The organism is Pseudomonas sp. SJZ077 (assembly GCF_007993905.1).
Taxonomy (GTDB): domain Bacteria; phylum Pseudomonadota; class Gammaproteobacteria; order Pseudomonadales; family Pseudomonadaceae; genus Aquipseudomonas; species Aquipseudomonas mandelii.
On record NZ_VIUJ01000003.1, the window covers coordinates 99,103 to 122,021 of the forward strand.

The following is a 22,919-nucleotide window of genomic DNA, read 5'->3' on the forward strand; positions in this document are numbered from 1 at the left end:
GAGGCTTGCCCGCGAAGGCAGCACCTCGGTCTCAGCCCTTCAAGGCCGCAGCCAAAATCAATGCTTTCATCTCGGACACCGCCGACTTGAACCCGACAAACAACGCATGCGCCACCAGCGCATGGCCGATGTTCAGTTCGTTGATGCCCTTGATCGCGGCCACCGCTTCAACGTTGTGATAATGCAGGCCGTGGCCGGCATTGACGATCAGCCCCTGAGCCAGGCCAAACGCTACGCCATCCGCCACACGCGTCAGCTCTTGCGCCACGTCGGTCGGTGTCTCGGCATCGGCATAACGACCGGTGTGCAACTCGATAGCCGGCGCACCCACACGACGGGACGCTTCGATCTGCCGCTCGTCTGCATCGATGAACAGCGACACCTCACAGCCAATCTTCGACAGGCGATCCACCGCCGCCTTGATCCGCGCCTCTTGCCCTGCCACGTCCAGGCCACCTTCGGTGGTCAGTTCCTGACGGGTTTCCGGGACCAGGCAAATGTGCGCCGGGCGGATGCGCTCGGCGAACACCATCATTTCTTCGGTGACGCCCATTTCGAAATTCATGCGGGTTTGCAGTACATCCTTGAGCAACAGCACGTCGCGCTCCTGGATGTGTCGACGGTCTTCGCGCAGGTGCACGGTGATGCCGTCAGCCCCCGCCTCTTCCGCGTCCAGCGCTGCCTTGACCGGATCCGGGTAACGAGTGCCCCGGGCCTGACGCAGAGTGGCAACGTGGTCGATGTTCACGCCAAGAAGAATGCGATTGCTGGTGGTCACGGAAGCGCTCCTGAATTTAAAGATTCGGCGCACAGCATACGGGGAGACTACGGCTTGCGAAACAGCTCGCGACTGACCAGCGGACGACCGCCCAAGTGAACAGCCAATGCCTGACGCATCAGACGCTTGGCGGCGGACAGCGCACCGGGTGCGGTCCAGTCAGCCTCAGCCATGGCCAACAGCTCGGTGCCGTTGAACAGACCGGGTTGCAGCAGATAGACCTGCTCCAGGCCAGCATCCACTTGCAAACGATACAGACCGTCCGGAGCAATGGGCTCGCCGTGGATGTCGGTGGTCAGGGCAAAACCGTAACCGAGATCGTCGAGCAGGCGCCACTCGAAGGATCGCAGTAACGGCTCCAGCGGTCGGCCTTCGGCCAGCGCCAGCAACGTCGCAGCGTAGTGATCAAACACGCTTGGGTGCGGGTCTTCGGCGGGCAGCAAGCGGATCAGCAGTTCGTTGAGGTAGAGGCCGCTGAACAGCGCCTCGCCGTTGAGCCAGGTTGAAACACCGGCGGCTTCCATTCGCCCAACGTTCTTCAGCTCACCCCGCCCGCGAAACTCCACTTCCAGCGGCACGAAGGGCCGCGCCAATGTCCCGGCCTTGCCCCGCGCGCTGCGCAACACCGCCCGTAGCCGACCTTGCGGCGTGAGGAAGTCCACCAACGCACTGCTTTCGCGGTAGGCGCGGGAGTGGAGGACGTAGGCGGGTTGGCCAATGGGCTGGGACATGGAATTCTCAATGAAGAAACGCGATCTTATAAACAACCAGAAACCAATGTGGGAGCGAGCCTGTTCGCGATTGCGGTCTGCCAGTCAACAGTGATGTTGAATTTCAGGTCCTCATCGCGAGCAGGCTCGCTCCCACAGGGGTTCTTCGGTGTATCTGGATCCGGTGTTACAGGTCGCCGTAGCCCAGCGAACGCAATGCGCGCTCGTCGTCGGACCAGCCGCCTTTCACTTTCACCCACAGGTTAAGCATGATCTTGGAGTCGAACAGCAATTCCATATCCTTGCGCGCCTCGGTGCCGATGCGCTTGATGCGCTCGCCCTTGTCGCCAATGATGATTTTCTTCTGGCCGTCACGCTCGACAAGGATCAAGGCATGGATGTGCAGGGTTTTGCCCTGCTGCTTGAACTCTTCGATTTCGACGGTGATCTGGTACGGCAGCTCGGCACCCATCTGGCGCATGATTTTCTCGCGCACCAGTTCTGCGGCGAGGAAACGGCTGCTGCGGTCGGTGATCTGGTCTTCCGGGAAGAAGTGATCGTTTTCCGGCAGGTAACCGGCAATCACCCGCTCCAGCGCTTCAAGGTTGTGCCCGTGCTGGGCCGAGATCGGCATGATCTGCGCGTTCGGCAGCTGCTCCTGCAACCAGCTCAGGTGCGGCATCAGTTCGGCTTTGTCTTCGATGCGATCGGTCTTGTTCAGCGCCACGATCAGCGGGCCGGTCACGTACTGGACGCGCTCGAGGACCATCTGGTCTTCGTCGGTCCACTTGGTGCGATCCACCACGAAGATCACCACGTCGACGTCTTTCAACGCCGCCGAGGCGGTCTTGTTCATGTAGCGGTTCAGGGCCTTTTCGCCGCCCTTGTGCATGCCCGGGGTGTCGACGTAGACAGCCTGGATGGCGCCTTCGGTCTTGATGCCCAGCATGTTGTGGCGGGTGGTTTGCGGCTTGCGCGAGGTGATCGCCAGTTTCTGACCCAGGATGTGGTTCAGCAGCGTGGACTTGCCCACGTTGGGACGGCCGACGATGGCAACATAGCCACAGCGAGTTGCAGTTGAATCAGTCATTGCCATTCTCCACACCCAGGGCAATCAGTGCTGCGGCGGCCGCTACCTGTTCGGCAATACGACGACTCACACCCTGACCTCGGCTTTTTTCATTCAGTAAGGTGATTTCACATTCGACGAAGAACGTCCGGCAATGCGGCTCACCCTGGATATCCACCACTTCGTAACGCGGCAGCTCGCACCCACGCGATTGCAGGAATTCCTGCAGGCGGGTTTTTGGATCTTTGTTGGTGTCGACCAGCGTCAGGCCTTCGAACTCACCCGCCAGCCAGGCCAGCACGCGTTCGCGCGCCATGTCCATGCCAGCGTCCAGGTAGATCGCACCGATCAACGCTTCGAGGGCATCGGCCAGAATCGACTCGCGACGGAACCCGCCGCTTTTCAACTCACCGGAGCCCAGGCGCAGGTATTCGCCCAGATCGAAACCGCGGGCCAGTACGGCCAGCGTCTCACCTTTCACCAGGCGTGCGCGCAAACGCGACAACTGGCCTTCACGGGCCAGCGGGAAGCGATCGAACAGCGCCTCGCCAGCGACGAAGTTGAGGATGGCATCACCGAGGAATTCCAGGCGTTCGTTGTTGCGCCCGGCAAAACTGCGGTGAGTCAGGGCCAGGACCATCAGCTCCTGATCCTTGAAGGTGTAGCCGAGCTGACGCTCTAGACGGCTTAAGGAGACGCTCACGGTTTACCCACGCTGAGTTCGTGGCTGGATTCCACCGCCATGGCCGTGATACGACGCAGGCTTGGGACAATTAACGCTGTGTTCAAAAATTACGTCCTGAATATCGTTGTTTTCATGCCTCTGGCGCCGATTGTGCCGACTCCAGAAATGCATTCGGCGCTGTGTTCAACAGCGCCGTGTGTGATTACTTGATCAGGCCAACCCGCGAGAAATTCGGCAGGTGACTGAGTTTGGGTTCCGGCCAGCTCATCCAGACTGCGAAGGCCTTGCCGACGATATTCTTGTCGGGAACCATGCCCAGCAGATCCTTGGGAATGCTCGGATCGTCCCAGTAGCGACTGTCGTTGGAGTTGTCGCGGTTGTCGCCCATCATGAAGTAGTGCCCGGCCGGCACGGTCCATGAACGGTCCGGCGATGCGCGATAGCGGCTCATCTCCTTGCGAATCAGGTGCTCGGCGACACCGAGTTTTTCCTTGTAGAGCTCGGCACTGCCCAACGTGCCCGGCTCGGAGCCGACCAGTTGTTCGGCAATCGATTCACCGTTGACGAACAGACGCTTGTCGGCGGTGTAGCGAATCTGGTCACCCGGCAGGCCCACCACACGCTTGATGTAGTTGACGTTCGGATCGCTCGGGTAGCGGAACACCATCACATCGCCGCGCTGCGGATCACCGACTTCGATGACTTTCTTGTCGATCACCGGCAAGCGGATCCCGTAAGAAAACTTGTTCACCAGAATGAAGTCGCCGACGTCCAGGGTCGGTTTCATCGAGCCGGAAGGAATCTGGAACGGCTCCACCAGGAACGAACGCAGCACCAGCACGATGAACAACACCGGGAAGAACGACTTGCCGTATTCGACCAGCAGCGGCTCTTTGTTCAGTTTCTCGACGACCACCATGTCAGCCTGGCTGACACTCCCCTGATAGGAGTTGATGGCAGCCCGGCGCCGGGGCGCCAGGAACAGTAGATCGAGCAACGCCAACAGGCCGCAGACGAACACGGCGATGACCAGCAACAGCGGGAAATTTAGTGACATAGGACCTAACTATCCAACCTGAGCACCGCAAGGAAGGCTTCTTGTGGAATTTCCACGTTGCCGACTTGCTTCATGCGTTTCTTACCGGCCTTTTGCTTTTCAAGCAGTTTTTTCTTACGGCTAACGTCACCGCCGTAGCATTTGGCCAATACGTTCTTTCTGAGTGCCTTGACGGAGGTCCGCGCAATGATCTGCCCGCCAATGGCGGCCTGGATCGCGACGTCGAACATCTGGCGCGGAATCAGTTCTTTCATCTTCTCGGTCAACTGGCGACCTTTGTAGTGCGCGTTATCCTTGTGCACGATCAGCGCCAGGGCGTCGACCTTGTCACCGTTGATCAGCACATCCAGTTTCACCAGATTAGCCGACTGGTAACGATCGAAATGATAATCCAGCGAAGCATAGCCGCGACTGGTGGACTTCAGACGGTCGAAGAAGTCGAGGACCACTTCGTTCATCGGCAAATCGTAGGTCACCTGGACCTGCGTACCGAGGAACAGCATGTCGTGCTGCACGCCACGCTTCTCGATGCACAGGGTAATGACGTTGCCCAGGTGCTCTTGCGGCACAAGAATATTGGCCCGCACGATCGGTTCACGCATGTCTTCGATCGAGGACAGGTCTGGAAGCTTCGACGGGTTATCGACGTAAATCGTTTCACCGGTTTTCAGCAACAGCTCGAAAATTACGGTCGGCGCCGTGGTGATCAGGTCCAGGTCGTACTCGCGCTCCAGGCGCTCCTGGATGATTTCCATGTGCAGCATGCCGAGGAACCCGCAACGGAAGCCGAAGCCCAGAGCGTCGGAGCTTTCCGGGGTGTACTGCAGGGACGAATCGTTGAGCGTGAGCTTTTGCAGGGCTTCACGGAAATCTTCGAAGTCGTCGGAGCTGACCGGGAACAGGCCGGCATAGACCTGCGGCTGGATACGTTTGAAGCCTGGCAGCACGTCAACGTCCGGCGTGGAGCTCAGGGTCAGGGTGTCACCGACCGGTGCACCGTGAATGTCCTTGATGCCGGCAATGATGAAGCCCACTTCGCCGGCTTTCAGGTCAACGGTGGCGGTGTGTTTCGGGTTGAAGACACCGACGCTGTCCACCAGGTGGATCTTGCCGGTGGACTTGACCAGGATCTTGTCGCCCTTCTTCACACGACCGTGACGCACGCGGACCAGGGAAACGACGCCCAGGTAGTTGTCGAACCAGGAGTCGATGATCAACGCTTGCAGCGGATCTTCGTAGTTGCCGGTCGGCGCAGGAATGGTGTGAACCAGGCGTTCGAGCACTTCGTCGACACCCAGGCCGGTCTTGGCACTGCACTCGACCGCATCGGTGGCATCGATGCCGATGATTTTTTCGATTTCTTCTTTGACGCGGTCCGGATCGGCCTGCGGCAGGTCGATCTTGTTCAGGACCGGCATGACTTCAAGGCCCTGCTCGATCGCCGTGTAGCAGTTGGCTACAGACTGCGCTTCAACGCCCTGACCGGCATCGACCACCAGCAACGCGCCTTCACAGGCCGCCAGCGACCGGCTGACTTCGTAGGTGAAGTCAACGTGGCCCGGGGTGTCAATGAAGTTCAGCTGGTACTTGATGCCATCGCGAGCGGTGTAATACAGGGTGACGCTGTGGGCCTTGATGGTGATCCCGCGTTCACGTTCCAGGTCCATGGAGTCCAGCACCTGGGCTTCCATTTCGCGCTCGGCAAGGCCGCCGCACATCTGGATGAAGCGATCGGCCAGCGTCGACTTGCCATGGTCAATGTGGGCGATGATGGAGAAATTGCGGATATGACTCAAATCACTCACGGATCAACACTCAAAAAGGCTGCAGGCATAGCCCGCCGAAAAATAGCCGGGAATTGTACCTGATCCACGGCGCAAGCGTCACGTTCGCAGGTCAGACGGCACCTACAAAAACGCCCCGGTCTTGCGACAGGGGCGTTTTTTATCACCAGCGAGGTCGGGGAACGCCCTGATCAGCCGGCTCGGCGCAACAGCCAGACACCCGCCAGGGCACAGACACCGGCCGGAACCAACACCGCAAACAGCGGCGAAAAACCGAACACCAGGCTCGAAGGCCCCAGCAAATCCTGGACGATGCGGAAGGTGAAGCCGACCAGCACGCCAGTGAAGACCCGCTGACCAAGGGTCACCGAGCGCAATGGCCCGAAGATGAAGGAAATCGCCATCAGTACCAGCGCGGCGGTCACCAGCGGCTGTAACACCTTGACCCAAAATGCCAGCCAGTAACGGCCGTTGCTCAGGCCCTGGTCAGCCAGGTAGTGGATGTAACCCCACAGACCGCTGATCGACAGCGTGTCAGGCGACATCACCACCGTGCTCAGCAGTTGCGGACTCAAGGCAACATCCCAACGCTCTTCCGGTGCAGTGACCACTTCGGTGCTCTTTTCATGGAACAGCGTGGTGGTGACGTCGCTCAACTGCCAGTGATCCTGATCGAACTTCGCCCGCTTGGCGAAGCTGGACGACAGCATATGACGCTCATTGTCGAAACGATAACGGGTGACGCCGTACAGCAGACCGTTCGGCTGCACAGAGTTGACGTGAATGAACTCGTCACCCTGGCGATGCCACAAGCCATGCTTGGCGCTCTGTGCATCGCCGCCACCCTGAGCCAGGGAACGGTTGGCCTGAGCGGTGACTTCGGTGGCCGGCGCGACGTACTCGCCGATCAGCACCCCCGCCACCATCAGCACCAGCATCGGCTTCATGACGGCCCAGACGATCCGGCCGACCGACACACCGGCGGCGCGCATGATCGTCAGTTCGCTGTGGCTGGCCAGGCTACCAAGGCCGATCAGGCAACCGATCAGTGCCGCCATCGGCAACATGTCGTACAAACGACGGGGCGCGGTCAGCAAGACGTAGCTCAAGACGTCCACCAAGGTGTAGGTGTCGCTGACCTCACTCATCTCATCGATGAAGGCAAACAGGGTCGCCAGGCCAAGGATAATCCCCAGCACCGCCAGGATGGCTACGAATACGCTGCTACCAATGTAGCGATCGAGCTTAACCACGAGCCACCTCCAGCGCACTGCGGCGACTCGCCATCTTCAAGCGCAACGGCTCCCAGTAGAGCAAGCCCAGGCCAATGGCCAGGAAGATGCCGTGAACCCACCACAACCCCAGCGCCGGCGGGATCTTGCCTTTTTCGAGGGCGCCGCGCGCGGCAATCAGGATGCTCAGGTAAGCCATATAAAGAAGAATCGCCGGCAGCAGCTTGAGGAAACGGCCTTGACGTGGATTGACCCGCGACAGCGGCACCGCCATCAAGGTCACGATGAACACCAGCAACGGCAGGGACAGGCGCCATTGCAGTTCAGTGCGCGAACGAATGTCATCGCTGCCGATCAAGGAACGGGTGGTCATTGCATCGCGGTCGGTGACTTCGTCGCTGACGTCCGGCTTGGGCAGCAATACGCCGTATTCCTCGTACTTGATCGCCCGGTAGTCGGCCTGCCCCGGGTTACCGTCGTAGCGATAGCCGTTGTCGAGAATCAGGTAGCGATTGCCGTCAGGGCGGATTTCCTGACGACCCTTCTCGGCCACCAGCACGGAGATCCCGCGATCCTTCTTATCGGACGAGACGTTCTTTTGCGAAATAAACACGCCACCGAGGTTGATGCGATCATCCGACAGCGTTTCGGTGTAGGTCACCCGAGTCCCGTCACGTAGCGCCTGGAAGCGACCCGGCTCAAGGGTATCGAACTCGGTCAGCGCATCCTGCTTGTTCAGCAGCAACTGGAACTGATTGGCACCTTGTGGCGCCAGGCTCAGACTCAGCCAGGCCACGACCAGCGCAACCAGCGTGGCCGGAAACAGCGTCATGGCAAACAGACGTTGCTGGCTCATGCCGGTGGCCGACAACACGGTCATTTCGCTTTCAAGGTACAGGCGACCGTAGGCCAGCAGGATCCCGAGAAACAGGCCCAACGGCAGGATCAGTTGCAGGAAACCTGGCAGACGAAAGCCCATGATCAGGAACAGGGAGCCCGGATCCAGCAGGCCCGAGGCCGCCTGGGCAAGGTATTTGATGAAGCGCCCACTCATGATGATGACCAGCAGCACGGCGCTGACGGCGCTCAAGGTCAACAGGACTTCGCGGGACAGATAACGGAAGACAATCAAACCAGACACTCCAGGGTTGTCAGGCTAAGGCGGCCAAACAAGCAAACGTATCAGACAGCCCGCAGGGCAGAGCCGCCGAAAAAGTTGGCGCATTATCCTGTGATTGGGTGCGCCTGTCACTGCGCATGCTCAAGCAGGCGGGTAATGCGTTGAAGATCGTACAACCGAGGGTTGTCAGGCGCAGGGAGCGAGGTTCAAACTGCGGCCTTTGTCGCGGGCCGTGACCTGCGTCTTTCTATCTATAAGCAAGCGTCTGTGCGCCGCCGTTTTGCCCGCGCACGTTGACCATTCATTCAGGGACCCGGACATGGAACTGGTTGTAAAGAGCGTTAGCCCAGAAACGTTGAAGACCGCCACTCTGGTGGTCGCCGTCGGCGAAGGCCGCAAGCTCGGCGCCGCTGCCAGACAACTCGACGAACTGAGCGGCGGCGCCCTCAGCGCTGTACTCAAGCGCGGCGACCTGGCCGGCAAAGTCGGCCAGAGCCTGCTGCTGCACAGCCTGCCGAACCTCAAGGCCGAACGTGTTCTGCTGGTCGGCGTGGGCAAGGACGAAGAGCTGGGCGACCGCCCGTTCCGTAAAATCATCGCCGGCGTCCTCAATACCCTTAAAGGCCTGGGCGGCACCGACGCTGTTCTGGCGCTGGACGAAATCGTGGTCAAGGGCCGCGACAGCTACGGCAAGACCCGCCTGCTGGCCGAAACCCTGGTGGATGGCGAATACACCTTCGACCAGTTCAAGAGCCAGAAAGCCGAACCTCGCGCCCTGAAGAAAATCACCCTGGTGACCATCAAGGCGGCACAGGCCGAAGTCGAGCGCGCTGTGGCCCACGCCACTGCGATTGCCAACGGCATGGCATTCACCCGCAACCTGGGCAACCTGCCGCCGAACATCTGCCACCCGACTTTCCTTGGCGAACAAGCCAAGAACCTGGGCAAGGAATTCAAGACCCTGAAAGTCGAAGTCCTCGATGAGAAGAAGATCAAGGACCTGGGCATGGGCTCGTTCTACGCCGTGGGCCAGGGCAGCGCCCAGCCACCGCGCCTGATCGTCATGCAATACAACGGCGGCAAGAAATCCGAGAAACCTTACGCACTGGTCGGCAAAGGCATCACGTTCGACACCGGCGGCATCAGCCTCAAGCCTGGCTTGGGCATGGATGAAATGAAGTACGACATGGGCGGCGCAGCCAGCGTGTTCGGCACCCTGCGTGCCGTGCTCGAGCTGAAACTGCCGATCAACCTGGTGTGCATCCTGGCGTGCGCCGAGAACATGCCGAGCGGCAATGCTTCGCGCCCGGGCGACATCGTCACCACCATGAGCGGCCAGACCGTGGAAATCCTCAACACCGACGCCGAAGGCCGTCTGGTGCTGTGCGATGCCCTGACCTACTCCGAGCGCTTCAAGCCGCAAGCCGTGATCGACATCGCGACCCTGACCGGCGCTTGCGTCGTTGCACTGGGCGCGCACACCTCCGGCCTGCTGGGCAACAACGACGAACTGATCGCTCAACTGCTAAGCGCCGGCAAGTCCGCCGACGACCGCGCCTGGCAACTGCCGCTGTTCGATGAGTACCAAGAGCAGCTGGACAGCCCGTTCGCCGACATCGCCAACATTGGCGGCCCGAAAGCCGGCACCATCACCGCCGCCTGCTTCCTGTCGCGCTTCACCAAGAACCTGAACTGGGCGCACCTGGACATCGCCGGCACCGCATGGACCAGCGGCGGCAAGGACAAGGGCGCCACTGGCCGTCCGGTTCCGTTGCTGACCCAATACCTGCTGGACCGCGCCAAAGCCTGAAACCGATGACCTCGGGCTGCGTTGCTTTCGAGTAACGCAGCCCCGGGCTCAGGAACCGCAATGACCAAAGTCGACTTCTATGTCCTGCCCAGCGCCGATCCGTCGGCACGGCTGGATTTTGCCTGCAAGCTCACCGAAAAAGCCTGGCGCATGGGCCACCGCATTTACCTGCATTGCAGCGATGCCGCCCAACGCGAGGATCTCGACGCGCGTTTGTGGGCCTTCAAGGGCGAAAGCTTCGTGCCTCACGGTCCTGCCGAAAGCGAGCCGGATAGCTTGATTGTCCTGGGTCTTGGTGATGACTGCGGTCCGCATCAGGATCTGCTGGTCAACCTTGCCCTGAAAGTCCCGGCCTTTGCCAGCAAGTTCGCCCGTGTAGCGGAAGTGGTGGTGGAGGATCCGACGATTCGAGCGGCCGCGCGGGAGAGTTTCCGTTTCTATCGCGAACAGGGCTATCCTCTGCAAGATCACCGTTTACAGCGACTCTGAGCATTCCGATGGACACTCCAAAACCGCAACAAAAGTCCGCGCACCTGCTGGATGACCTCGAGTCGATCCGCCAACTGCTCGGCGATGACAACCTGCAACCGCCGCTGCTGACCGACACGGTCATCGAAGGTGACCAGGAACAGATTCCCATGCTGTTCGACTCCGTCAGCGCTGCGCCGCAGACCGTCGAACCGACACCGCCCGCCCCTGCCGCGCAACCGGCACCCGCGGCCAGCAAAGGCCCCGATGCCTTGCTGCACCTGGACAGCGAACTGCGTGCGGCAGCGCTGTTGATCATGCAAGACGTGATCGACGACTTCGCACCGCATATCGAAACCGAGATCAAGCGCCGGCTGGATGCGCGGATGGAACGGTTGCTCAGCCAGTACGAATAACACTGAGTCGAGCGGGCGTCTGTGGCGAGGGAGCTTGCTCCCGCTCGGTTGCAAAGCAACCGCAGAACCTGAACACACGGTGTACCTGACACACCTGACTTGTTGTTGTCGGGGCCGCTTCGCGCCCCAGCGGGAGCAAACTCCCTCGCCACAGGATCATTCCACATTTGATCTGCGCCCGGTCTGCCCCTGCTCGCCCTCTGCCCCATGCCCCGCTATACTTGCCGGCTTTTCCTGAATAAATGCCAATAGGGTCCCGCCGCGCATGGATAAGACCTACCAGCCGCACGCCATTGAAACTTCCTGGTACAACACTTGGGAGTCAGAGAATTACTTCGCCCCGCAAGGCGCGGGCGAGTCCTACACCATCATGATCCCGCCGCCGAACGTCACCGGCAGCCTGCACATGGGTCACGGCTTCAACAACGCGATCATGGACGCCCTGATCCGTTTCCGCCGCATGCAGGGTCGCAACACCCTGTGGCAGCCGGGTACTGACCACGCCGGTATCGCCACGCAGATGCTGGTGGAACGCCAACTCGAAGCCCAGGGCCAGAATCGTCACGATCTGGGCCGGGAAAAATTCCTCGAGAAAGTCTGGGAGTGGAAGGATCAGTCCGGCGGCAACATCAGCCGTCAGATCCGCCGCCTCGGCTCGTCCGTCGACTGGAGCCGCGAGCGCTTCACCATGGACGACGGCCTCTCGGAAGCCGTTAAAGAAGCGTTCGTGCGTTTGCACGAAGACGGCCTGATCTATCGCGGCAAGCGCCTGGTCAACTGGGACACCAAGTTGCACACGGCGATTTCCGACCTCGAAGTGGAAAACCACGACGAGAAAGGTTTCCTGTGGAACCTGAAATACCCGCTGGCCGATGGCGCCAAGACGGCCGAAGGCAAGGACTACCTGATCGTCGCGACCACTCGCCCGGAAACCATGCTCGGCGACGCCGCCGTCGCGGTTAACCCGAACGACGAACGCTACCAGGCCCTGATCGGTAAATTTGTCGAGTTGCCGCTGGTCGGCCGCCGCATCCCGATCATCGCCGACGATTACTGCGATCCTGAATTCGGCACCGGTTGCGTGAAAATCACCCCGGCCCACGATTTCAACGACTACGAAGTCGGCAAGCGCCACAACCTGCCGCTGCTGAACATCTTCGACAAGAACGCCGCTGTACTGCCGGCCTGTCAGGTGTTCAACCTCGACGGCACGCTCAACGAAAGCATCGACGGTACGCTTCCGGCCGAATACGCCGGTCTGGACCGTTTCGAAGCGCGCAAGCAGATTGTGGCCGCCTTCGATGCCGCTGGTTTGCTGGTCAGCGTCGACGATCATGCCCTGAAAGTACCGAAAGGCGACCGCTCCGGCACCATCATCGAGCCGTGGCTGACCGACCAGTGGTACGTCTCTACCAAGCCATTGGCCGAGCCGGCCATCGCTGCGGTTGAAGACGGCCGCATTCAGTTCGTGCCGAAACAATACGAAAACATGTATTTCTCGTGGATGCGCGACATCCAGGATTGGTGCATCAGCCGTCAGCTGTGGTGGGGCCACCGGATTCCGGCCTGGTACGACGAGTCGGGCAAGGTCTATGTCGGTCGCGACGAAGCCGAAGTGCGTGCCAAAAACAACCTCGGCCCGGACGTTGCGCTGCAACAGGACAACGACGTTCTGGATACCTGGTTCAGTTCGGGCCTGTGGACTTTCTCCACGCTCGGCTGGCCTGAGCAGACCGAGTTCCTGAAGAAATTCCATTCCACCGATGTGCTGGTGACTGGCTTCGACATCATTTTCTTCTGGGTCGCCCGGATGATCATGCTCACCATGCACCTGGTGAAGAACGAAGACGGTACGCCGCAGGTTCCGTTCAAGACCGTTTATGTTCACGGTCTGGTCCGCGACGGCCAGGGCCAGAAGATGTCCAAGTCCAAGGGCAACGTCCTGGACCCGCTGGACATCATCGACGGTATCGAGCTCGAAGAGCTGGTGCAGAAGCGCACCTCCGGCATGATGCAGCCGAAACTGGCGAAGAAGATCGAGAAGCAGACCCGCGAAGAGTTCGCCGACGGCATCGCCAGCTACGGCACCGACGCCCTGCGCTTCACCTTCTGCTCGCTGGCGTCCACCGGTCGCGACATCAAGTTCGACATGGGCCGCGTAGAAGGCTATCGCAACTTCTGCAACAAGATCTGGAACGCCGCGCGTTATGTTCTGGACAAGGGCGAAGACTGCGGCCAGAACGGCGAGGCTTACGAACTGTCGCTGGCGGACCGCTGGATTATCTCGCAGCTGCAACGCACCGAAGCCGAAGTAACCCGTCAGCTCGACCAGTTCCGCTTCGACCTGGCCGCACAAGCCTTGTACGAGTTCATCTGGAACCAGTATTGCGACTGGTACCTGGAACTGTCCAAGCCTGTGCTGTGGGACGAAAACGCCCCGGTCGAACGTCAGCGCGGCACCCGCCGCACCCTGGTTCGGGTGCTGGAAGTTGCCCTGCGCCTGGCGCACCCGTTCATGCCGTTCATCACCGAAGAAATCTGGCAGCGCGTCGCGCCGCTGGCCGGTATCGAAGGCAAGACGATCATGCTGCAACCTTGGCCCGTGGCCAATGAAGCGCGCATCGATCAAGGTGCCGAAGATGACATCGAGTGGCTGAAGACGCTGATGCTCGGCACGCGCAACATTCGCGCCGAGATGAACATTGGCCCGGGCAAGCCGCTGAACCTGTTCCTGAAGAACGTCAGCGCCGAAGACCAGCGTCGTCTCACCGAGAACGAAGCCCTGCTGAAGAAGCTGGCTCGCCTCGAATCGATCACGGTGTTGGCTGCCGGCGAAGAAGCACCGCTGTCCGCCACCGCACTGGTGGGCGAGATGGAAGTGCTGGTGCCGATGGCCGGCCTGATCGACAAGGACGCCGAACTGGCACGCCTGGACAAGGAAATCCTGCGTCTGCAGGGCGAAGTTCAGCGGGTGGGCGGCAAGCTGTCCAATGCCGGTTTCGTCGACAAGGCTCCGGCCGAAGTCATCGAGAAAGAACGCGCCAAACTGGCTGAGGCTGAACAGGCTTTGGGCAAGTTGGCCGAGCAACATGCGCGGATTGCCAGCCTGTAACGGTCAATCGCGATGAAAAAGGGAGGCCAAGGGCCTCCCTTTTTTATGCCCGCCACATTCCCCCCATACACCGCAAACCGCTTCCTGTAGGAGCGAGGCTTGCCCGCGAAGGGGCCGTCATGTCTGGCATTGAGGTGGTACACAGATCGCTTTCGCGGGCAAGCCTCGCTCCTACAGGATCCCCACGCGGCTATCGACTGTGGGACAATACCCGCCACTTTTAGCCATACCCGAATCGACCACGCCCATGAACGCCCCCCGCACTCCAAGACCTGCGCGCAAGAAGCCCGACACCGCGACACCGGCCAAAGCCGTTGAGCCGCGCGAAAAGGCCAGCCTGCACCCGCGCAACCGCCATCAGGGTCGCTACGACTTCCCGGCGCTGATCAAAACCACGCCGGAACTGGCGAAGTTCGTGATCATCAACCCCTATGGCAAGGAAAGCATCGACTTCGCCAGCCCGGATGCGGTGCGGGTGTTCAACCGGGCGCTGCTCAAGTCGTTCTACGGTATCGCCCATTGGGATATCCCGGCCGATTACCTCTGCCCACCGGTTCCGGGCCGTGCCGATTACGTGCACTTCCTGGCCGACCTGCTCGCCAGCGTCAACGACGGCGAAATCCCTCGTGGCGCACCGGTCAAAGTGCTCGATATCGGCATGGGCGCCAACTGCGTCTATCCGTTGATCGGCTACAGCGACTACCGCTGGCACTTCCTCGGTTCGGAAATCGACCCGACTGCGGTGGCTGCGGCCAAAGCCATCGTGCAATCCAACGGACTGAACAAAGCCATCCAGTTGCGTCAGCAAAGTAATCCCAAGCACATTCTGCTGGGCTTGCTGGAACCCGGCGAACGCTTTGACCTGACCATGTGCAACCCGCCGTTCCATGCTTCGATGGACGAAGCGACCAAAGGCAGCGAGCGTAAATGGCGCGCCCTGGGCCGCGCCGATCCTAAACGCAAACTGCCGGTGCTGAACTTTGGCGGTCAATCGGCAGAATTGTGGTGTGAGGGTGGCGAAGCACGGTTTGTGACGCAACTGATCGCCGAGAGTGCGCACTTCCAGCACAAGGTCTTGTGGTTCAGCACGTTGGTGTCAAAGGCTTCTAACCTGCCTTCGATCCAGACGGCGCTGAAAAAAGCCGGTGTTCTGGAAAGCCAGGTCGTGGAAATGTCCCAGGGGCAGAAGCAAAGCCGCTTCGTCGCCTGGACCTTCCAGACCAAGTCCGAGCAGCAGGTCTGGCGCGAACGTTGGGCTCGCAAGAGCTGAGTCACTGACCACCGCAGATCAACTGTAGGAGTGAGCCTGCTCGCGATAGCGGCGTGTCAGTTAACGATGATGTCGACTGATGCAGCGCCATCGCGAGCAGGCTCACTCCTACATGGGGTTAGCGGTGTTTTCAGGTCAGTCACTGAATCACAGACACAAAAAAGCCGTGCCCGGATTGCTCCGGAGCACGGCTTTTTTTACTGCGTCTTACTTGTTAACAGCGTCGGTCAGGCCTTTGGCCACAACCAGCTTGATAACTTTCTTGGCAGCGATTTCGATGGCAGCGCCAGTCGAAGGGTTACGGCCGGTACGGGCTGGACGCTCAGTCACTTTCAGTTTGCCGATACCTGGCAGAGTGATTTCGCCGCCGTTTTCCAGCTGATCGGCAACGATTTGGCCCAGTTGGTCCAGAGCGTTACGCGCGGTGGTTTTTGGCGCGTCGATAGCTTCAGCGATGTCGGCGATCAGTTGGTCTTTAGTAAGAGCCATGTAGTGTTCCTTCCCTATCAAATTCATATGGATTGCAGAGTGCAGTGTCAGCCATCGAGCCCGATCTTCTGGATCTGGCACCCTCGGCCAATAACCACTGGATCGGGGTTATAGATACCGAAATCAGGGTTTGGTTCGACCTGACAAATGCTGAATGCACGCTTAACGCAGTGACTTCGCGTAAGACGGGGCAAAACTAGCACAGAGACGGGGAAATATCCGCCTCTAGCTACCCATTTGGTCAGCTTTATTGCTCTAAAACGGGAAAAAACTGCATAAGGGTCGTCGCACGGCTGCGAATTACCCTACGAACCGCGCCAAAACCAGTGGTTGCGGTACACTTGGCACTTTTTGGGGGAGCACGCCCTCCTCTCTTCAATCAGCCGAGAAGCCCATGCCGATCCGTCATTGCATCGTCCACCTGATCGACAAAAAACCCGACGGCACACCCGCAGTTCTCCACGCCCGCGACTCGGAACTGGCCGAATCGAGCGCCATCGAGAACATGCTTGCCGACCTCAACGAGAGCTACAACGCCAAACAAGGCAAGGCCTGGGGATTCTTCCATGCCGAGTCCGGGGCGCATCCGTTCAGCGGCTGGCTGAAGGAATACCTCGAGGGCGGCAAGGATTTCACGGCGTTCAGCCGGGTGGCGGTGGAACACCTGCAAAAGCTGATGGAAGAGTCGAACCTCTCCGTGGGCGGCCACGTGCTGTTTGCGCATTACCAGCAGGGCATGACCGATTACCTGGCGATCGCCCTGTTGCACCACAGCGAAGGCGTTGCAGTGACCGATCAGCTGGACGTGACCCCGTCCCGTCACCTGGATCTGGGCCAGTTGCACCTGGCCGCGCGGATCAACGTGTCCGAGTGGCAGAACAACAAGCAGTCCAAGCAGTACATTTCATTCATCAAAGGCAAGAACGGGAAAAAGGTGTCGGAGTATTTCCGCGACTTTATCGGTTGCCAGGAAGGCGTCGACGGCCCCGGCGAAACCCGTACCTTGCTCAAGGCCTTCAGTGATTTCGTTGAAAGCGAAGATTTGCCGGAAGAATCCGCCCGCGAGAAAACCAAGACCCTGGTCGATTACGCCAGCAGCCAGGCCAAGCTCGGCGAACCGATGGGCCTGGAAGAACTCTCCGAGCTGATCGACGAAGAGCGCCCGAAAGCCTTCTACGATCACATCCGCAACAAGGATTACGGCTTGTCTCCGGAGATCCCGGCGGATAAACGCACGTTGAACCAGTTCCGCCGCTTCACCGGCCGCGCCGAGGGCCTGTCCATCAGCTTCGAAGCGCACCTGCTGGGCTCGAAGATCGAATACGACGAAGAGGCCGGCACACTGATTATCAAGGGCCTGCCCACTCAGCTGACCGATCAGCTGAAGCGACGCAACTGATGCTGAACGGCGTGCTGAAGAAATTCCTGCTGATCCTGCTGGTGGTCGTGGTTTACCAGAACTGGGGCAAGATCGAGCGGGTGTTCAGTCCCAGCCAAGTGGTGTCCGAGCAGACCCAGGCCAAGGCCAACGTCGTGCTCTACGCGACCGAATGGTGTGGCTACTGCAAGCTGACCCGACGCTTTCTCGATCAGAAAGGCATTCCGTACAAGGAATTCGATATCGAAAAGGATGCCGAGGCACGCAAGGCATATGAAGCGCTGGGTGGACGCGGGATTCCGCTGATCGATGTGAACGGGACGTTGATTCGCGGGTATGACCCGGATGAAATCCTCGCCGCCCTGAAGTAACTGATCAGGCTCACACACCTGTGGCGAGGGGATTTATCCCCTCGCCACAGGCAGTTTTATACGCGTTTGTCGATTCGGAACCCAAACCGCGGAAAGTGCACATGCACCACTCCGGCCCGCTCGTCTTCACGACGCAGAATCAATTCCTCTCTGCCCGCAAACAACAACTCACCCGCCACCGGATCAACGCCGTAATCCGTTGCCGCGATGACCACCTGCTGGCCAGGCTCAAACCCGTTCGGCTCATCGAACTGCTCGTCCGGTAACGCGGCGGGTGTGGCATTACGCGCAACCTCCAGCGCGGCCTCGGAGGTCATCTCGCTGAACGCGCCATGCCCGAACCCCATCACGCGACCCAACCACGCCGACACCGCCGGATATGCATCAACCAACGGCGAGGTCACGGGCGTGGCCTTGAGGAACCACATCGGATGGGCCAGCGCGAAGTCGGCAATCGATGGCTCGCCGAACAGAAAGTCGCCCTGCTCGCGCTGAAGCTGCTGCTCCAGGCGCGCCATGATTGTCGGCCATTGATGCCGGGCTTGCTCGGCGGACAACTTTGTCGCGCTGCCGCCACTGAAGAGTCCGGCGCGATCAGCCAGAAACGCCTTGATCGCTTCCGGCGGCAGATTGCCGAAACGCACCGCGATCGATTCCGGTTGAAACACCAGGCTCACGGCATGCTGGAATACCACCGAATCGGCCCAGGCGGCGAACGTCGCGGCGATCATTTCCTGGCCTTCCGGAAAGAAGGCCGGCAAGGCTTTCTCCTGCTCCAGTCGACGGGCGATCAGCGATGTGTCGCAGTAAATATCTGCGCCAACCTGCAGCACTGGCGTCTTGCGGTAGCCACCGGTCAGGGCGGTCAGATCGGGTTTTGGCATGACCGGCGCGATCTTTACCGAGCGCCAGGACAACCCCTTGAAACCCAGCAGCAAGCGGGCCTTTTCGGCGAAAGGGGACGTCGGGTAATGATGAAGAATCAACTCGGACATGCTCGGCTCCGCCGCACGGATTAGGAATCCGCAGCTTAGCGCGCAATTCGGGAGCAGCCTACAGGTCTGCCTGATGGGCACTTATCAGTCAGGTTGATAAGCCCGCGGCGGCGCTTGCGACCAGACATTCCTTGGCGCTTTTCCTGAGTTTTTTGATCAAGCGTTCCTGACGCAAGGCTTCGCTTTTGTCGCGGCAGACTTCTGTGTAGACCAAGGCAACGGCAGGGCTGGAGAGGAAGAAGCGTGCGCCCTTGCCACTTTGGTGGGTAACGAAGCGGCGCACAGGATCGTCGCTGATCCCGCAGTACAGCGAACCATTGGCCGCGCGAACGAGGTAGACGAACCAGGGTTTACTCACCGGCGTATCGGCATCGGCGGGGATTTCGCTGAGGGTAGTCACGTCACGATCAAGGCTTGAAAGGAAACAAGCCGCGATCTTATCAGCGACTGGCCTGGAATGCCTTCAGCCCCTTCAACGCCTGAGCGCGAACGGCATTTCTTACCGCCGGAGTCCAGCCCAGCAGCAGGCCTTTGAAACCCAGCGCCTGGCGCGACCAGGCCCACATATCGAAGCTGTCATGGTGCTCGCAGATCTTGCCGTCACGAAACACGAACTGCGCCTGAATATCATTGACCACCGTGTTGCCGGTCTGGCTGAACAGATAGGTCGCGACCCAATGCGCGCCGCCCGTGCGGTCCTCGGCGCGAACGTTGTCGAACGTCAGGGAAAAATCCTTCGCCCGAGTCGTGAGCATGCGCCACATGTCCCCGGCATCGCGTCCGCGCAATTCGCCGAATGCAGGATCGCTGAACAGCACATCATCGGTATAGCAGGCGCTCATGGCCTCGGCATCCAGCCGCTGGAAGGCTTGGTAGAACTGGGTGATCAATGCGCGGTTGGCATCACTCATGGGCAGGCTCCGGACGTTTAAAGGATTGCCTGCACGATAGTCAACAAATGCGCGGAACACTATCGGCATTCGTGGCGGGAATACCCTGGGGTGCGCTGTCGCCTAGTGCACCATGCCGTTGTCCCGGGCGTAAGCGAAGAGATCCACATCCGTGGAAATGCCCAGCCGCTGCATGGCCATGCTTTTTTGTTTACTGATGGTCGACACACTGCGTTTGAAATAGCTCGCGATCTCACTGACGGTCATCCCGCTGGCGAGCATTCTCACCACTTCATGTTCTTTGGCCGACAGCGAAGGGGAATGCGAATGAGCCTCGACGTCTGCCTGAGCCAGCGCGGTACGCAGGGACTCGCTGATGAAACGCCGCCCTTCACCCACTGATTTGATTGCCAGAGGGAGCTCCGTCGCCGAGGCATCCTTGGCCACGATCGCCATCACGCCTTGCGCGAATGCCACCCTGAGCGTCGCAACGTTGGCAAACATGGTGACCAGAATGATCGGCGTCGAAGCGTAGTGACGTCGAACCGTGCTCAGCATCTTCAGTCCGTCGGCCTGTTGGTTGCCCGGCATGGAGAAGTCCGTGATCAACAGATCGCACGGCGTGGTCGAGAGCAGGCTCAACAGGCTGTCCGGGCCATCGGCCTCACCCACGATCACACACGTCCGGCTTAGATCGATGAGCATCCGTAACCCGATGCGGACGACAGGATGGTCGTCAGCAATAATTACGCGCATTGTCGGATTTATCCTGTGTGGTGACTGGAATACGCGAAAAGTAACGCCGTCCTATTCCGACCACAACGACCAATCTCGACTGCTCAACCACCGTCCTCAACGGATCCGGGCCCCTGTCCTTTCTCTGATAAAACAAAAGGAACCGCCCTACGTTTTAAAGCTACGCAACTCACACCAAAAGACTACAGACAACAGGTCGAACGATGACGACCTGTAGCCCGCCCTGACTTTTCATACACTCGCCCCGCCTTTTTCGTATTAGTTGCATTTCGTCCGGCGACCTCGACCGATAGATTGCGCCCTGCCCGCTCCGGGCAAACTCCTCAATCATCTTTCATCAAGGAAGCGTCGACGCATGAACAAATACATAACCCTCCTGACGGCTACTTTGCTGCTGACTGGCGCATCGTCCGTTATTGCCGCCTCCAGCACGGACCTGACCGTGAAGGGTCTGATCACGCCAAATGCATGCACACCAGCACTGGCCGGCGGCGGTATTGCCGATCACGGCAAGTTTTCCGTACAAGACCTCAATCCCGACAAGCACACTTACTTGCCTGAAATAATCATGCAAATGACAGTGAACTGCGATGCGGCTACGCCGTTTGCGATCAGCCCGATTGATAACCGTGCAGGCACAGGCACGTCGGGCAATTACTTTGGTCTGGGGCTGATCAATACCCACGAAAAGCTGGGCCACTTTCGCGTTGCTCCGCGCAATGTGATGGCGGACGCCACCCAAGCTCAAGCCATTCTCTCCACTGATGGCGGCAAGACCTGGCTTAAGGAAGGGTCGACAGCATTCTGGGGGGTCGACAACATCTGGAGTGTCGGTGCTCTGGGCACCGTCATTGCTCCCATCGCGATGAAGGAGTTGAGCCTTGATCTGTATGTGCGTACCGGCATCGCCCCCACCAACGGCCTGACCCTGACCGACGAAGTGACGCTCGACGGCTCCGCAACCCTACAGATCAAGTACCTGTAACCCTCCGTCATCAACGAGCAACGCCCGGCCCATGGCAATGCCCGCTCACTCAAAGGACGAACCATCATGGAAAGATGCTCCCTCGCTCGATTGGCGCCCCTGTTGCTCATCTGTGCCCCCGCAGCCCTGGCCGCCAGCAGCACCGAGCTGAGCGTTACCGGCCTGATTACACCCGGCGCCTGCACGCCCAGCCTGTCCGGCGGCGGCATCGTCGACCACGGCAAAGTGACGGTGAAAGATCTGAGACCTGACCAGCCCACGGCCCTGGAAAACGGCACGCTGTATCTGGAGGTGAATTGTGATGCCGCCACGCGGTTTACCCTGACGACGATCGACAATCGCGAAGGCTCTTCCGTCTTTCACCCTAACAGTCACGGGCTGGGCGTCGTCAACGACGACCAAAACCTGGGCAGTGTTGCGTTCGGCCTGTTCGATACGGTGGCCGATGGCGCGGCGGTGAAAACCATCATGTCCTTGAACGACGGTGCCTCCTGGCGAGTGTCTTCCTACCTGGGACACGCCGGCCGGACCGCGTTCGCGGCGTTGAATGACCTGGGTACACCGATCGCCATCAAGAATTTGCGCGCGCGGCTCACGGCGTTTACCACCATCGTTCGCGCGAACGACCTGACGCTGACCGACGAAATCCCCATCGACGGGCATGTCACCGTGCAGCTGAATTATCGATAGGCCGGTAATCCAGGCTCCTTTTTAAAACCATTCAACGAGACACGTCATGACGATGTTTTCCAGTGTCACCCGTCATCTGTTCCATTCGGGCATCGGCGCATTCGCCCTGCTGCTGACCGCACACGCCCAGGCCGACGGCATGGTGCCGAACACTTCGGTGGTCATCGTCAACGAGGCTGACGGCGAAGCGTCCGTGTCGGTGACCAACACCGATGCCAACCTGGCGTTGATGCACGTCACCCTCGAAGACATTGCCGAAGACAGCGAATCGCTGGTGTTCGTGACGCCCCCCCTGGCGCGCGTCGAAGCGGGCAAAACCCAATTGGTGCGGTTCATTCTGCAAACGGACAAACCGCTGCTCACTCAGCGCTTGAAGCGGGTGATCTTCGAAGGCATCCCCCAAGGCAAAGCGCCTGCCGAGGCAGGTCAGGCCCGAGTCGGCGTGACGGTGCGCCAGAACTTGCCGGTGATCCTGCACCCCAAAGGCCTGGCGCCCAATCGCACGCCGTGGACCGACCTGCAATGGTCGCTGAAAGACGGTCAACTGACCGTGCGCAACGACACGCCTTACGTGGTGCGTCTGGGCCAGGAAGTGCAATTGTTGCCGGCCGCGGGCAACGCGATGCTGCCGAAAACCTACGTGCTGCCCGGTGAGCACATCAGCATAAAGGTGCCCGAAGGCGCCGCCACGCAGGTGCGTTTTCAACCGGCGACGGTCTACGGCTTTGCCGTGCCGCATTACGAGGCGCCCATCCAGTCCTGAACCACCCTGACGGCGTCATCAAGGAACGATGAGCGCCCATGTTTCAAGGCGACGGCCCCTTGGCCGTTGCCACAGGCGTGCCTGTAACCGC

23 protein-coding genes are annotated in these 22,919 nt (G+C 59.9%); 10 read left to right on the forward strand and 13 right to left on the reverse strand.

What is annotated here, in order from left to right; genetic code table 11:
* Positions 1-31: 31 nt before the first annotated feature.
* From pdxJ to lptF, 8 genes are all read right to left on the reverse strand, one after another.
* Positions 32-778 carry a pyridoxine 5'-phosphate synthase gene (pdxJ, locus tag FBY01_RS07375; RefSeq protein ID WP_145306864.1) on the reverse strand — a complete coding sequence of 249 codons (747 nt, stop codon included), beginning with the start codon at positions 776-778 and terminating at the stop codon, positions 32-34.
* 47 nt (positions 779-825) lie between these two features.
* Positions 826-1,509, reverse strand: a complete 684-nt coding sequence (gene recO, locus FBY01_RS07380; protein WP_145306866.1) for a DNA repair protein RecO — start codon at positions 1,507-1,509, stop codon at positions 826-828.
* 166 nt (positions 1,510-1,675) lie between these two features.
* Positions 1,676-2,578 carry a GTPase Era gene (era, locus tag FBY01_RS07390; protein WP_010463054.1) on the reverse strand — a complete coding sequence of 301 codons (903 nt, stop codon included), beginning with the start codon at positions 2,576-2,578 and terminating at the stop codon, positions 1,676-1,678.
* Entirely contained in the window at positions 2,571-3,260 is a 690-nt protein-coding gene (rnc, locus tag FBY01_RS07395; protein WP_010463056.1) for a ribonuclease III, read from the reverse strand. The genes era and rnc overlap by 8 nt, the downstream gene beginning before the upstream one ends.
* A gap of 184 nt (positions 3,261-3,444) precedes the next feature.
* Positions 3,445-4,299 (reverse strand): signal peptidase I, encoded by an 855-nt coding sequence (gene lepB, locus FBY01_RS07400; protein WP_010463058.1) that lies wholly within the window; start codon positions 4,297-4,299, stop codon positions 3,445-3,447.
* Positions 4,300-4,304: 5 nt separating this feature from the next.
* Positions 4,305-6,104: a translation elongation factor 4 gene (lepA, locus tag FBY01_RS07405; protein ID WP_042932348.1), complete on the reverse strand. Its 1,800-nt coding sequence runs from the start codon at positions 6,102-6,104 to the stop codon at positions 4,305-4,307.
* Positions 6,105-6,274: 170 nt separating this feature from the next.
* Positions 6,275-7,336: an LPS export ABC transporter permease LptG gene (gene lptG / locus FBY01_RS07410; RefSeq protein ID WP_077748280.1), complete on the reverse strand. Its 1,062-nt coding sequence runs from the start codon at positions 7,334-7,336 to the stop codon at positions 6,275-6,277.
* Positions 7,329-8,447: an LPS export ABC transporter permease LptF gene (lptF, locus tag FBY01_RS07415; protein ID WP_077748279.1), complete on the reverse strand. Its 1,119-nt coding sequence runs from the start codon at positions 8,445-8,447 to the stop codon at positions 7,329-7,331. The genes lptG and lptF overlap by 8 nt, the downstream gene beginning before the upstream one ends.
* 307 nt (positions 8,448-8,754) lie before the next feature.
* On the opposite strand from lptF, the gene FBY01_RS07420 reads away from it, so the two are divergent.
* The 5 genes from FBY01_RS07420 to rlmF all read left to right on the forward strand — a co-directional run bounded on the left by FBY01_RS07420 (position 8,755) and on the right by rlmF (position 15,511).
* Entirely contained in the window at positions 8,755-10,245 is a 1,491-nt protein-coding gene (locus FBY01_RS07420) for a leucyl aminopeptidase (RefSeq protein WP_010463067.1), read from the forward strand.
* A 60-nt stretch (positions 10,246-10,305) separates the two neighbouring features.
* Positions 10,306-10,734 (forward strand): DNA polymerase III subunit chi, encoded by a 429-nt coding sequence (locus FBY01_RS07425; protein WP_102593949.1) that lies wholly within the window; start codon positions 10,306-10,308, stop codon positions 10,732-10,734.
* Between the two features lie 8 nt (positions 10,735-10,742).
* Positions 10,743-11,129 (forward strand): hypothetical protein, encoded by a 387-nt coding sequence (locus FBY01_RS07430; protein ID WP_010463070.1) that lies wholly within the window; start codon positions 10,743-10,745, stop codon positions 11,127-11,129.
* A 265-nt stretch (positions 11,130-11,394) separates the two neighbouring features.
* Positions 11,395-14,241 (forward strand): valine--tRNA ligase, encoded by a 2,847-nt coding sequence (locus tag FBY01_RS07435; protein WP_010463073.1) that lies wholly within the window; start codon positions 11,395-11,397, stop codon positions 14,239-14,241.
* 247 nt (positions 14,242-14,488) lie between these two features.
* Entirely contained in the window at positions 14,489-15,511 is a 1,023-nt protein-coding gene (gene rlmF / locus FBY01_RS07445) for a 23S rRNA (adenine(1618)-N(6))-methyltransferase RlmF (protein ID WP_010463074.1), read from the forward strand.
* A gap of 207 nt (positions 15,512-15,718) precedes the next feature.
* On the opposite strand, the gene FBY01_RS07450 is transcribed toward rlmF, so the two are convergent.
* Entirely contained in the window at positions 15,719-16,000 is a 282-nt protein-coding gene (locus FBY01_RS07450) for an HU family DNA-binding protein (RefSeq protein ID WP_007905514.1), read from the reverse strand.
* A 394-nt stretch (positions 16,001-16,394) separates the two neighbouring features.
* On the opposite strand from FBY01_RS07450, the gene yejK reads away from it, so the two are divergent.
* Both yejK and FBY01_RS07460 read left to right on the forward strand, forming a co-directional pair.
* Positions 16,395-17,399 (forward strand): nucleoid-associated protein YejK, encoded by a 1,005-nt coding sequence (gene yejK, locus FBY01_RS07455; protein WP_010463075.1) that lies wholly within the window; start codon positions 16,395-16,397, stop codon positions 17,397-17,399.
* A complete protein-coding gene (locus FBY01_RS07460; protein ID WP_010463076.1) occupies positions 17,399-17,749 on the forward strand; it encodes a glutaredoxin family protein in 351 nt (116 codons plus the stop codon). Before yejK ends, FBY01_RS07460 begins: the two co-directional genes overlap by 1 nt.
* Before the next feature lie 56 nt (positions 17,750-17,805).
* On the opposite strand, the gene FBY01_RS07465 is transcribed toward FBY01_RS07460, so the two are convergent.
* The 4 genes from FBY01_RS07465 to FBY01_RS07480 all read right to left on the reverse strand — a co-directional run bounded on the left by FBY01_RS07465 (position 17,806) and on the right by FBY01_RS07480 (position 20,390).
* A complete protein-coding gene (locus FBY01_RS07465; protein WP_145306872.1) occupies positions 17,806-18,744 on the reverse strand; it encodes a glutathione S-transferase family protein in 939 nt (312 codons plus the stop codon).
* 88 nt (positions 18,745-18,832) lie between these two features.
* Positions 18,833-19,144, reverse strand: a complete 312-nt coding sequence (locus tag FBY01_RS07470; protein WP_145306874.1) for a GIY-YIG nuclease family protein — start codon at positions 19,142-19,144, stop codon at positions 18,833-18,835.
* Between the two features lie 40 nt (positions 19,145-19,184).
* The gene (locus FBY01_RS07475; protein WP_010463079.1) at positions 19,185-19,655 is read right to left on the reverse strand and encodes a nuclear transport factor 2 family protein; all 471 of its coding nucleotides are present in this window, start codon (positions 19,653-19,655) and stop codon (positions 19,185-19,187) included.
* A 102-nt stretch (positions 19,656-19,757) separates the two neighbouring features.
* Positions 19,758-20,390: a response regulator transcription factor gene (locus FBY01_RS07480; protein WP_077748275.1), complete on the reverse strand. Its 633-nt coding sequence runs from the start codon at positions 20,388-20,390 to the stop codon at positions 19,758-19,760.
* 355 nt (positions 20,391-20,745) lie between these two features.
* On the opposite strand from FBY01_RS07480, the gene FBY01_RS07485 reads away from it, so the two are divergent.
* From FBY01_RS07485 to FBY01_RS07495, 3 genes are all read left to right on the forward strand, one after another.
* Positions 20,746-21,375, forward strand: a complete 630-nt coding sequence (locus tag FBY01_RS07485) for a DUF1120 domain-containing protein (RefSeq protein WP_145306876.1) — start codon at positions 20,746-20,748, stop codon at positions 21,373-21,375.
* 66 nt (positions 21,376-21,441) lie between these two features.
* The gene (locus FBY01_RS07490) at positions 21,442-22,065 is read left to right on the forward strand and encodes a DUF1120 domain-containing protein (RefSeq protein ID WP_010463082.1); all 624 of its coding nucleotides are present in this window, start codon (positions 21,442-21,444) and stop codon (positions 22,063-22,065) included.
* 46 nt (positions 22,066-22,111) lie between these two features.
* Positions 22,112-22,828, forward strand: coding sequence for a fimbria/pilus chaperone family protein (locus FBY01_RS07495; RefSeq protein WP_010463083.1), 717 nt, complete (start codon positions 22,112-22,114; stop codon positions 22,826-22,828).
* The last annotated feature ends 91 nt before the right edge of the window (positions 22,829-22,919 follow it).